Source organism: Leptospira mayottensis 200901116 (assembly GCF_000306675.2).
Lineage (GTDB): Bacteria > Spirochaetota > Leptospiria > Leptospirales > Leptospiraceae > Leptospira > Leptospira mayottensis.
Window position 1 is genome coordinate 421,171 of the sequence record NZ_CP024871.1, and the last position, 11,330, is coordinate 432,500.

At 38.3% G+C, this 11,330-nt stretch carries 9 protein-coding genes and 3 pseudogenes (1 of these 12 running past the window's edge); 8 read left to right on the forward strand and 4 right to left on the reverse strand.

Going from position 1 to position 11,330, the window contains the following annotated elements; genetic code table 11:
* Positions 1-65: 65 nt before the first annotated feature.
* Positions 66-1,175, forward strand: a pseudogene (locus LEP1GSC190_RS01895) (tetratricopeptide repeat protein).
* Between the two features lie 320 nt (positions 1,176-1,495).
* Positions 1,496-1,981, forward strand: coding sequence for a 2-C-methyl-D-erythritol 2,4-cyclodiphosphate synthase (gene ispF, locus LEP1GSC190_RS01900; protein ID WP_002747276.1), 486 nt, complete (start codon positions 1,496-1,498; stop codon positions 1,979-1,981).
* Positions 1,982-2,203: 222 nt separating this feature from the next.
* Here ispF and LEP1GSC190_RS01905 read toward each other — a convergent pair whose 3' ends face one another.
* The 3 genes from LEP1GSC190_RS01905 to LEP1GSC190_RS01920 form a co-directional block, all read right to left on the reverse strand.
* Entirely contained in the window at positions 2,204-2,947 is a 744-nt protein-coding gene (locus LEP1GSC190_RS01905; protein WP_002747467.1) for an LIC_13076 family protein, read from the reverse strand.
* 48 nt (positions 2,948-2,995) lie between these two features.
* Complete coding sequence (locus LEP1GSC190_RS01910) at positions 2,996-4,039, reverse strand: hypothetical protein (protein ID WP_002747596.1); 1,044 nt, start codon at positions 4,037-4,039, stop codon at positions 2,996-2,998.
* A gap of 212 nt (positions 4,040-4,251) precedes the next feature.
* Positions 4,252-4,701 (reverse strand): GNAT family N-acetyltransferase, encoded by a 450-nt coding sequence (locus tag LEP1GSC190_RS01920; RefSeq protein ID WP_002747379.1) that lies wholly within the window; start codon positions 4,699-4,701, stop codon positions 4,252-4,254.
* Positions 4,702-4,840: 139 nt separating this feature from the next.
* Between LEP1GSC190_RS01920 and LEP1GSC190_RS01925 the strand changes: the two genes are divergently transcribed.
* From LEP1GSC190_RS01925 to LEP1GSC190_RS01940, 4 genes are all read left to right on the forward strand, one after another.
* Positions 4,841-5,188 carry a DoxX family protein gene (locus LEP1GSC190_RS01925; RefSeq protein WP_002619751.1) on the forward strand — a complete coding sequence of 116 codons (348 nt, stop codon included), beginning with the start codon at positions 4,841-4,843 and terminating at the stop codon, positions 5,186-5,188.
* A 143-nt stretch (positions 5,189-5,331) separates the two neighbouring features.
* Positions 5,332-6,360, forward strand: a complete 1,029-nt coding sequence (locus tag LEP1GSC190_RS01930) for a tetratricopeptide repeat protein (protein ID WP_002747332.1) — start codon at positions 5,332-5,334, stop codon at positions 6,358-6,360.
* Positions 6,357-7,340 carry a DNA-processing protein DprA gene (locus LEP1GSC190_RS01935; protein ID WP_002747494.1) on the forward strand — a complete coding sequence of 328 codons (984 nt, stop codon included), beginning with the start codon at positions 6,357-6,359 and terminating at the stop codon, positions 7,338-7,340. Before LEP1GSC190_RS01930 ends, LEP1GSC190_RS01935 begins: the two co-directional genes overlap by 4 nt.
* Entirely contained in the window at positions 7,297-8,808 is a 1,512-nt protein-coding gene (locus LEP1GSC190_RS01940; protein ID WP_002747484.1) for an HTTM domain-containing protein, read from the forward strand. Before LEP1GSC190_RS01935 ends, LEP1GSC190_RS01940 begins: the two co-directional genes overlap by 44 nt.
* A 4-nt stretch (positions 8,809-8,812) precedes the next feature.
* On the opposite strand, the gene ygiD is transcribed toward LEP1GSC190_RS01940, so the two are convergent.
* Entirely contained in the window at positions 8,813-9,586 is a 774-nt protein-coding gene (gene ygiD / locus LEP1GSC190_RS01945) for a 4,5-DOPA-extradiol-dioxygenase (protein ID WP_002747274.1), read from the reverse strand.
* Between the two features lie 405 nt (positions 9,587-9,991).
* Here ygiD and LEP1GSC190_RS20950 point away from each other — a divergent pair.
* Positions 9,992-10,182: pseudogene (locus tag LEP1GSC190_RS20950) on the forward strand (hypothetical protein); the annotation flags it as partial.
* Between the two features lie 365 nt (positions 10,183-10,547).
* Positions 10,548-11,330, forward strand: a pseudogene (locus LEP1GSC190_RS20050) (Rpn family recombination-promoting nuclease/putative transposase) (it continues 106 nt past the right edge of the window).

The following is an 11,330-nucleotide window of genomic DNA, read 5'->3' on the forward strand; positions in this document are numbered from 1 at the left end:
CTTCTCAACCTCAGTAGTTAAGTGCTTTACAATCTGATAATGTAAGTAATCTTGGGTCGACCCGTATGCTTGGGAAACGAAATCGTCTTTTTATTCTGCTCTTTTTATTCGGAAATGTCTTATTTGCCGACCCGGGCGACAACTCCGATCGCGAAATTTCGTTAAACGAAGTTCTAACTCAATACAAGCTGAAGAATTTCAGCGTTGCACTTAAACTCGCAAATCGAACAGCTCCACTAAATCGATCCGAGAATTTAGCCTTAAACTATCTGCGTGCACATTCTTTTTTCCAATTGAAAGAATACAAAAGCGCACTGGAACAATTTTTGAATCTTCTCGGAGATGCGCCTTATAAATACGAGATTTTCAACAACATCGGTGCGTGTTACTTTTATCTCGGAGATTATGAAAACGCTCTGCGTTACTTTGATTTTTCGAAAACCGAAAATCCGAATTACAAAATTGCGGAAAAAATTATATTCTACTCCAAAATGCAATCGCTGCAAAAACCTTGGAAAAAAATTGGATGAGTCCATCGGATTTTCCGGAAACGTTTTTAGTTTCTTCCTCTGCAACCGCTGACGTTTCTACTGGATGGATCTATTTTTATCTCGGAAAGCCTACAGAGGCGTTTCACCTTTTTAAAAAAGCAATCAAAAACGATCCTGAATATTCCTTCTCTTATTTATCTCTGGGATATTTGTATGATTCGGCCGGAAACTTTCGTTCCGCGATTCGTTATTACGAAGCCGCGTTAAAAATCGATCCTGAATATCCGGATCTTTGGAATAATCTTGCGATCAGTTACTATAACGATGATCAGACGGAAAAAGCGCTTTCTCATTTTCAAAAAGCGATCGAACTAAATCCTACGTTTGCTTATCCGGTCAACAATCTGGGATATCTTCATCTTCAAAAAGATGACTACATTTTGGCAAAAAAATATTTCCTACGCTCGATCGAGTTGAATCCGTCGGGCCCCTTTCTTGGGGGAAACATACGCTGGTCTATCGATTTGTAATTTTCACTTTTCGGAACGGAACGAAGCAAAACGAAATAAAAAAAGATCAATAGAACTCCACCAAAATCTCGCCAATGAAACCTATCTTAGAAAAGAATTAAGATGGAAACAAAATATCGTGGACGTTTTTTTGAATCGAATCGATACGAAGTAGAAATGTGGTAAAATTTGCTTTGAGCCTTCGATTTAGACTAAAACCTCGGATATAAAACGTATCGAATTACTGCTCCAAAACGTTCGTTAAACTACAGTAAAAAAATGTCTATATTATGAGAAAAATTCTAACTACAGGATCGAGAAGAAAATTGATAGTCTCTATGCAAGAGGAAAGGCTCGTAAATTAGGAACATTTGGGCATTTTTGAAACGAAGATCAAAGATGGAAAAATAATCGCTGGAGTCGGAAAATTTTGTATATGGATTCGTTTAAGATACTTTGCCAGAGTATTATAGTTATTAAATTTAGGAATATTGAATGTTTAGAATTGGAAACGGGATTGATTTTCATAAGTTGGAGATAAACCAAAGCCGTCCTTTGATTCTGGGAGGGGTGGAATGCGAGTCTGAGTTTGCCCTTGTAGGTCATTCCGATGCAGACATTATTTTGCATGCGATCTCTGATGCAATTTTAGGGGCTTTGGCTTTGGGGGACATCGGTCAATATTTTCCCGACACCGATCCAAAATTGAAGAACATTGATAGCAAGGTCATTCTCGCGAAATGTTTGGAACTGATGAAAGAAAGAAATTTCCAACTCGTCAACGTGGATTGTACCGTGATCGGAGAACGGCCCAAAATTACGCCTCTCAAAGAGAAAATTACAAAATCCTTATGTAATCTATTGAATCTTCCGGTGGACTGCGTTTCCGTCAAGGCTACCACCACCGAAAAAATGGGAGCTTTGGGTCGCCAGGAAGGGATCGGAACGTTTTGTAGTATTCTTTTGAGAAAAAAGTCTTAGAATTTGTTCCTGTCCCAAAACTTTAAAAGAAATCAGTTACATCATTTTGTGAGTGTTCCTAGCAAAATATAGAAGTTCCCACAGATTGCGTCTCTACGGGCTTTCGAACAGATTTTATAATTGTTAAATTTTAGCGGAGTTTTTACAGATTTTGGGACAAGACTCTAAAATAAAATCAATAAAAAACTGAAACAACTCTGATTTATGAACTCGACCAAACCTCTATTTTTTTTCGAAATCCTCAAACGCGATCCTGGAAATTTCGGATTTTAGAATATTCTTTTTTTCTTTAATCATTTTCGGAACCCGCATATCGATCTTATGAAGGGTCGATTTGGCGATCGTAATTTTTTTCCCTTCCAGATTTTCCATGATCACTTCCTTGTCGTCCTGTCCGATCTGCTTACCGTCCAAAATCGAGCCATCCCGTAAAAAAGCCCGATCCATCATTCCGCCTTGAGGATCGGGGGTTACGGTTTCAACGTCCACGGAGGATTCATCAAAACCTACGATTTTTACCTGGGTCAAAGGATCCCCCGATTTCAAATGGACGATAATTTTACCGGATACAGCCATCTGATACAAGGTCTGATCGATGGAAATCTTTTCTGGATTCCAGTTGCTGGCGTATAAGTTCTCCTGGCAGAATTCGATCGTTCTCGTCCGGCGAACCAAAGTGATTGCCCAACCGCCTAACGCGGTCACCACGTAGTCTTTCCAGTTCGTAACTTCGGTGACGCGTAACGTTTTTCCGGGGCCTGGTTCTGGTTCGGCTTTACGAAACACTGGCAACAAGCCGAATAGAAAAGAATACAAGGGTTCGACAAAGGCGACCTGGCAACTTGCGTCAGCAGAAGCTAAAACGGTCCGATGACTTTTATCCGCGCTTACTCTTTGATCGATCTTGCAGTTTGCGAATAGGATCAGAATGGAATAAAAAAACAAAACGTAAAATCTAAATTTCATACAAAACCACACCTCGAACGGAACGGAATTTTACTGTTTGAAAGCGGATCATGAAAAGATATTGTACGTGCAACGCAGAGCCTTGCCCTTACCGTTTTTTACCTGGACGGTTGTGTTGCTTAATCCGCCGAATTGGATCACCTGCATGTTTAAAACAGAACAAATGGACGAAGTCCAATAGTAACCGTTTACGGTTTGTGGGAACAGACTCTCGTTGACGGTGGTTCCAGAATTTCCGAGACACTGATCTGCGGTTCCACAAGAAGGTCCTTTGGAAAAACCGTTGCATAGAACCAGGGCACTTAATCGGTTGAAATCTCCGGCTCTCAATACGTTCATAGGAATATTAGGAGGTGATAATATTTGTTGCATCTCGAAACAGGCGTTTTGAAACGCGAAGTTTCCGTAGATGTCACAAGACGCATCGGCAGTGTCGCAGAAGACGATGTCTGTATTTGCTCCGTAATTGTCGTTTTCGTTTCCTTTGCCCTTACAATCGTTGAAACCCGGCCTCCAAACCTGACCATAAGAACATTTCGTCCAAAGATCACCGGTCGGAAATAAAACGGTTCCGTTTACTCTATCTTCGGGAGGAGCGGGACTTACTGTCACGGTATAACTTTGACTCTCTCCCTTGGAATCCGTAAACTTGTAGATCACGGGGCTGGTGAAATTTTGAACCGATGTTCCCGAAATTTGTGATTCTCCATTCACTTCCAGTTTGGAATTTTCCGGAATCAAAAAATTGGGCTTTAAGGCGGTAAGATCGGTTCCATTCGGAACCGCAACGCTAACCGTGGATGTGGGTTGATTCTCGGTAATTCCTCCAGCGCAGATTCCTACGATGCAATAAAATGGAAAAGACATGGAAAGATTTAAAGCGAACGCTTGGATTCCGTCGGCGCGAGGCTGTAAAACTCTAGGATGAGAAACGGCGGAGACCGCAACAAGAAGTTGTTCTTCACAGTTTTGACAGTCTTCTTTCGTGGGGAAAACGGTATCAGTGACGAGTTTAGAAAGAGGATTTAAAAAACAGTTCACAAAAAATCCGCAGACAAAGAGGGGCAAAATAGTTCGAAGAATTCTTCTCATACTAAAATTTTCCAGTAAAAGCAGTGTATACCGATTGGAAATAACTTTCAGCTAAAAAAGGGCTTTTAACAAACGCATAATAAAAAAAATTTACGAAATCATTAAACGGACTTCGTTTAGGATTTTTGAATACAGTAAGAAAACACGTTCTTTTGGTTTTGTAAACTTATGAAACTTCAGATTTCGCCGAAAGATCTAGGAGACTTGTGGTTTCAGGGATCCGGTACGTTAAAACTGAAATTTTCGAAAACGTCTATCGGAGCTTTTTTATAAATCAATGCATCTGAGCCGTTTTCATAATAATGTTTTCTTACATGAATTTTTTGGAATCCGCAGGACTCATACAAAGCGATTGCTGGAGAATTTGTAGAATTGACTTCCAGAAAAAATGTTTTGTCCTTTTCGAAACTTAGAAGATGCTCCAAAAGTTCTTTTCCTTTGCCTTGCCTTCTCTGACGGGAATACACTGCGATTCGATAGATTTCTATCTCATCACCCGCGAGTTTATAGAGAATGTAACAGAGATCAGTCGAACCGATTCCTGAAAACTCTCGAAGGTGAGAGTATAACATTTCTTTTGTCCAGGCGTGACTACCGAAACAATTTTCTTCCAGCGTAAAGAGCCAATCCAAATCAGTTTTATTGAGAATTTTTATATCCAAAACGAAAAACCCACTTTATTTTTTGGTCAAATTATAGTTGCTGAAGTTCAATATTCAATCAGGATTCGATACCTGACTTTCAGATAGAATGACTGATTTCGGAAATTTTCTCTGAAGGATATGAATTAAGGAGTTTAATATGAAAAAAATAGGTAAAATAGTATATGCGGTCCCCTTTGCGATTTTCGGATTATTTCACTTTATTTCAGGTCCCGCGATGACAGGGATTGTTCCTTCTTATATTCCTTTTCCGATTGTTTGGGTTTATGTAACCGGGTTGGCCTTGATTGCGGCTTCGGTTTCTGTAATTACCGGAATTAAGACGTATTTGGCGACTGTTCTTCTTGCGGTTCTTTTGGGAATTTTTGTGGTCTTGGTGCATCTTCCGGGTGCGGCTGCGGGAAATCAGGCTTCCACGATCGCACTTTTGAAGGATGTTTCTCTTTTAGGAGCCGCTCTTCTGATTGCAGGAACCTCAAAAGACTGATTTTTTCCTTTAAAAAGCGGGGAAATGACTCCGCTTTTTTCTTTTTTTCGAAAATTCAAACCGCAGTTTCCATTTCTAAAACCGCATCAATTAGGGGAGGCCGATACTTATAGAAAAGGGTCGATTCTATCCTAGGAAATCGTATGTTTCAAAATATCCTGCATCTGATCTTAACTTTACTAAGAATTCAAATTTTCTTTTATAAAAATTTTGGAAACCTCCAAGCCGATTCTAAGAATTCGACTTTCTGCAAATCCATTCACCGCGTTGAATTCAAAGGCATAGATTCCAATTTTCCATGGAAACGGATTTTTCTTTTATTATTCTTATTCGTTTTTGTTTCCTGTGAAAGATCCAAAAATTTCGGATTTCAGAATCGGGGAGATAGGCCTCCGACCGTGGAAGATCTGGAAGCCTGGAAAGAGAGACTTGCGATGGAGGAAGCGGAGATCGTAGAATTGGAAAAGAAAATTTCTTCAATGGCCCAAAAGACAAGATCTGCAGGCGCTCTCAGTTGGAAGATTGCCCAAGGTTATATGAAAATCGGCGACTACGATATGGGGGTCAAATTTTACAACCGAGCGTTGAAAGAAAACAACGAAGGAAAAAAAGTGGAAATCGTAGGTGCGGAACTTCATTTTTTTGAACCTGCGATTCCATTTTTTGAAAAAGCACTTCTTCTAAAACCGATCGATCAACAACTTTTGTTCGAAACTGCTCTTGCTTATGCGAATGCTTCGAAAGACAGAGGTTGGGAGACCGTAAGAAGACAAATCGCGATCGATCTTTTCACTCATCTGGCCATTCAAGATCCTCGTGATTCGCGATTTCCGTTTCAACTCGCTCTCATCTATTTCGATTCTTCCATGCCAGATTCTTCCTGGGAAGGTGTGTCTGCCGGTTTTCACGATCAGGACAAGGCTCTTCGAATTATAGATGATATTATCAAAAAAGAATATAAAAATGTTCCAGCTCGTTTTGCCAAAGCCAACTTTCTGTATCGTCTTGGTAGGACGGAAGATTCCAAAGAAGAATATCTGAAGGTCAAAAAAACGATTGAGGAATTGAATGACGCCGGTCTCGTTCGCGGTGGTCTTGAAAAGAACGATTCGTATCAAAACGTGCTTCAAAACCTGAAAAAAATAGAAGAGAGTTCCTCAAAAGCGGAATGAATCCTCTCGTTCTCATCGATTCCAATGTCTCCAAATTCTGTTTGAAAAATAGAATATTCGAAAAATTGAATTCTTGGACAAGTTTGAGTGAACACTTGAAACGTTTCCTGCCTTCTTCCGTTTTGCAGAAGGCCTTGTATACCTCGGAAAAAATTTCGAACGATTTAAAAAAGACCGGATTTTCGGTTCTTTCTTTTTTTGATCCGGAATATTCTTCTCTTTTAAAGGAAATATATGATCCTCCATTGATTTTGTTTTATAAAGGGAATTTGAATATTTTAGATCTCTCTTTTGCGGCGGTTGTTGGTACGAGAAATCCTTCTCCGATTTCCTGTTATGCGGCTGAATTGATTCCTTCCTATTTGAAGAAAAAAGGTTTTTCGGGGATCGTTTCTGGTTTTGCAAAAGGAATCGACGCAACGAGTATGAGTGCGGCTTTGGACGAAGAGTTAGCAGTTATCGGAGTTATGGGAACCGGACCGGAAACGGAATATCCTTTTGAAAACAGAAAACTTTATCAAAGAATGAAGTATTCGAAACGAACTTTGATTTTGACGGAATATCCTCCCGGTCAAAAGATTTTGAAATATACGTTTCCAAAACGGAATCGAATCGTGACCGGAATGTGTAATTCCGTTTTTATTGTGGAAGCTCCTGAAAAATCGGGCGCAATCTCATCCGCAAACAACGCACTGGAACAAAACAGAAATATTTTTATCTTTTCCGATCCACGTCAGGCGAAAAATCAAGGAGGGGAAATTCTAATTCGAGATGGAGCGGGAAGTTTGGATCTGAATGATATCTCTTTTGGGATGAGAGAAGTTTTTCATATGAATCATCTTTTGCCGGATTCCCAATCGAAAATTCCGGGAATGCTTGCAGAACTTTCCGAGAAACGCTTTTCTGGTGAGTGGAAATCGATCGGTTCCGGTTACTATGCGAAAAAAACTTTTTTCCAACCTATTCTTCCGGGCTTCTAAGCCAGTTCCGGCTTGGTCACTGGGACTTTATAGAATCATATTCGGCATTCTGCTTTTTATATTAGTATTTCGTTATTTTACAAACGGTTGGATTTCCAGATATTTTTTGGATCCGAATTTTCATTTCAAATTTTACGGCTTTTCTTGGATCGGAGTTTTGCCTGGTTGGGTTTTGTATCCTCTTTTTGTTTCGCTTCTTTTTTTTGCGGTTTTTATCTCCTTGGGAATTTTTTACAGGATTTCTGTTTTTTGTTTTTTTCTGATTTTTACGTACATCAACCTTCTTGAGGTTGCGGTTTATCTCAATCATTACTATCTCATTTGTCTGTTGCTTTTTATTTTGATTTGGATTCCGGCAGATAGAGCTTTGAACATATTTCATATTTTTAGAATATTCAAAAGTGGATCGATTCAGAATATAGATCCGATTCCGCAATGGAGTCTTTATATACTTAGATTTCAGATTGGAGCGGTTTATTTTTTCGGAGGTGTCGGCAAATTGGTTCCGGACTGGCTTTTCGAAGCGCAACCGGTGAGAATCTGGCTTCTTCGTAATTCGGATATCCCGATTTTCGGTCCGATTCTTTCCATGTCGGCTACGGGATACTTTTTTAGTTATGCCGGTTTGATATTTGATCTCTCGATTCCTTTTTTATTATTATTTCGCAAGACGAGAATGTTGGGATATTCTTTAGTTATAATATTTCATTTTTTGACTTGGAAATTGTTTCCGATCGGAATGTTTCCTTGGGTTATGATTTTGAATGCCACTTTATTTTTCTCCCCGACTTGGCCGATCGATCTGTTTCAATTTCTGAAATCCAGAAGTATGTTCCCGGACCGGGAGAACATTTTTCATTTTTTGTGGACGCGTTTCCCGATTCATTTCAAGGAATCGGTTTTGGTTTTTATCGAATCTTATTTATTTTTTTTAGAATCTAAGTCCTCTATTTCGGAAAAGTTCGTTTTTTATAAAGTTGAGACGCTGAGAAAAAAAATCGATTTTCTTTTATCTGATCGTATGCTTTATTATTTTTGGATTTTTTACATTCTTTTTCAGTCTTTATTTCCTCTTAGGCATTTTTTATATCCGGGAAATCATCTTTGGACGGAGCAGGGTTTTCGATTTTCCTGGCAGATTATGTTGGTTCAAAAGAACGGTATTGCTTCATTTAGAATGGTGAACCAACAAACTGGGGAAACGAACGTGGTCCTTCCGGAATCTCATCTCAACGAAATCCAGAGGATTATGATGAGTTATCAACCGGATTTGATTTTGCAATTCGCTCATTGGGTCGGTAAAAATGAGAAGAAAAGAACTGCTCAAGAAGTTTCAGTGTATGCGGATGTTATGGTTTCTTTAAACGGAAGGAAAAGTCAGGTTCTGATTGATCCGGAGAGGGATTTGATGAAGGTTTCCAATTCTTTGCTCAATAAAGAATGGGTTTTTTCCGGAGATGAGGAATAATTTTTTAAACCGAAGTAAAGGACCGCATGGATACAGTTCGGTTCTGAAAGCTATGATGAATGAACTTCACTTTTTCTTCAGGCTTCATCGCACCTAAAACGTAAAAAATCGGTTCTAAATGCTCCGTGGTAGGTGCCGAGAGCGTTGCGATGTCTCCTTTTTTTTGAAAATCTAAAATCTCTTTATCGTTTCTGGATTCCAATGTTTGTCGTATGAATTCGTCGAACTCAATTGCCCAATCCGCAGGTGTCGCATTCATATCGTAAAAATCAGCTTTTTGCAGATTGTGAACAATGTTTCCGCTTCCTAAAATTAAAGTTCCTTCTTCCCGCAGAGGTTGTAATTCTTTTCCGATCTCGTATTGTTTTTCTGGACTTAAGTTTGAATCTAGGCTCAATTGAAGTACGGGAATATTCGCTTTTTGAAATAGGAAATACAACACTCCCCAACTTCCATGATCGAGTCCCCATTCTTGTGTAGGTTGAACGTTTATGGTTTTGAGTGAATTTTGAATCCTCTCGGCGAGCTTCGGGGATCCGGAAGGTCGATATTTAATCTCGTATAATTCGGAAGGAAATCCGTAAAAATCGTAAATCTGTTTCGGTGAATCAGAGGTGGTCACATAGGTTCCTTTTGTTTTCCAATGTGCGGAAATCACGAGTATGTTTTTTACTTCCGGAAGGGTGGAACCGAATTCTTCCAAGTTCAGAGTAAAATTTGAAGGGGTTATGAGATTCATCGGGGAACCGTGTCCGAGAAATAGAACCGGACTTGTCATAAGGAAAATCTCCTGTTGTATTTTATGTTTTTATTTTAGACCTTTCTTATCTGTAGAAAATATCTTTGCGAATCGGAATTACGATTACAAAAAGTAGGGATTTCTAGTTTTCTAATTCAAATGAAACAAATTGTTTGGGAAGAGTGGGATCTTGTTCGTCTCAAATTGAAAAATGATCTTTATAATTTTGCACAAATACTTTGTAGTCCTTATATGCATTTTTTTAATTTAAGAGTCTGTCCCAAAACCTTTCAAAAAATCAGTTATAATGATTCAGTAAGTTTGTAATCAAATATAGAAGTTATGACAAATTACGTCTCTTTGGTAGTTTACGAGCTTTCGAACAGATTTTATAATTGTTAAGTTTTCGTCGAGGTACCTATTTCTGAGGTTTTAAGACAGGCTCTAAGTTGTATAGATAGTCATTGGAAAGAAATAGATTTTGTTCAATCTAAAGAAATTTTTTGCATACTCGTTGGACAGGTCGTTTTGCGAAAAATAGTCGTTCAAAAGATTCGAGATAAAATTAATCCAACCCTATTTTCAAAGACATTGGGTTCGTTTTAGACTATATTTTGAAGATGGATTTCCATTTACTCAAAGCCATATAACAGAATACCTAATATTTTGCACTGAAACGGGCTTTGTAATAAAAATTTACGGTAATCAATTTTATAAGGATTAGTCAAGGAGGAGGTTTGGGGATGATTCAACGATACGAGCTTATCAATATGTAGGCTAAGATCTTTCGAAAAAATTAGTGAACTGTTTTGAAACGGGTCGAATTACGATCCTACCAAAGAAAAAGTTTTCGGTATTGTTTTTTATATCGGAGATAAAGTCGAAGGAACTTCTGTAAAATTCAAAGATAAAGTTCTTAAGTTTCAAATTTCTTCGTAAAACGTATGTTTTGCGATTGGAATCTAATTGACTCAATAAAAATCTAAAGTAAACAATAGCCATGACCGAAGTCAACAATCCTCACGATCGATTAATCCGAGAAACGTTCCAAGATAAAAAAGAAGCCGCTATATTTTTTAAAAACACATTACCACTCGAAGTAGTGAGGCTACTGGATTTAGAAAACTTAGAACTCTCCGAATCCAGTTTTATTTCTGAAGAACTCAAACAAGAACAAACCGATCTATTGTTTCAAATTCCTCTTAAGTCTGGTAACAAAACCAACTTGTATTTACTCTTCGAACATAAAAGTTATTTAGATAACTCTATTTACATACAACTGCTCGGTTATCTTACTGAAATCTATCGAAATCAACATAGAAATGGGGAATCGATTTTTAGATCAGTTCGCTTTAACAAATCAAGAAGTTGATATTCTAAAAGATTTTATCCCCAATTTTAAAATAGATTTATTCGATCTAAAAGAAATAGAACTGAAAGATAAACTAGAAAGTATTACCTTTCAAGTCACTCTGGGAGTCGTTCAAAAGATTCGAGAAGGTGATTTAGAATTTATTTCTCATTTACCTGGGCTTTTTTCTCTGTTACTGGAGATCGAAGAGGAATCGAAAAGAGTTGCAATCTTACGAAAACTGTTATTGTATATCTATTGGGTCCGAGATTTCAAACCTTCGGAACTCAAAGGAATTTTCCAAAGATCTAAATTGGAACCATACGAGGAATTAACTGTGACTACTGCAGAAAGACTGATTTCAGAAGGTATGCAAAAGGGAATCGAAAAAGGAATCGAAAAAGGAATCGAAAAGGGAATCGAAAAGGGAAA

Coding starts and splice junctions, on each gene's coding strand:
- LEP1GSC190_RS01935 (WP_002747494.1), top strand. CDS start 6,357: ATGAATCCTCTCGTTCTCATCGATTCCAATGTCTCCAAATTCTGTTTG.
- LEP1GSC190_RS01930 (WP_002747332.1), top strand. CDS start 5,332: ATGTTTCAAAATATCCTGCATCTGATCTTAACTTTACTAAGAATTCAA.
- LEP1GSC190_RS01940 (WP_002747484.1), top strand. CDS start 7,297: ATGCGAAAAAAACTTTTTTCCAACCTATTCTTCCGGGCTTCTAAGCCA.
- LEP1GSC190_RS01910 (WP_002747596.1), bottom strand. CDS start 4,039: ATGAGAAGAATTCTTCGAACTATTTTGCCCCTCTTTGTCTGCGGATTT.
- ispF (WP_002747276.1), top strand. CDS start 1,496: ATGTTTAGAATTGGAAACGGGATTGATTTTCATAAGTTGGAGATAAAC.
- LEP1GSC190_RS01925 (WP_002619751.1), top strand. CDS start 4,841: ATGAAAAAAATAGGTAAAATAGTATATGCGGTCCCCTTTGCGATTTTC.
- ygiD (WP_002747274.1), bottom strand. CDS start 9,586: ATGACAAGTCCGGTTCTATTTCTCGGACACGGTTCCCCGATGAATCTC.
- LEP1GSC190_RS01905 (WP_002747467.1), bottom strand. CDS start 2,947: ATGAAATTTAGATTTTACGTTTTGTTTTTTTATTCCATTCTGATCCTA.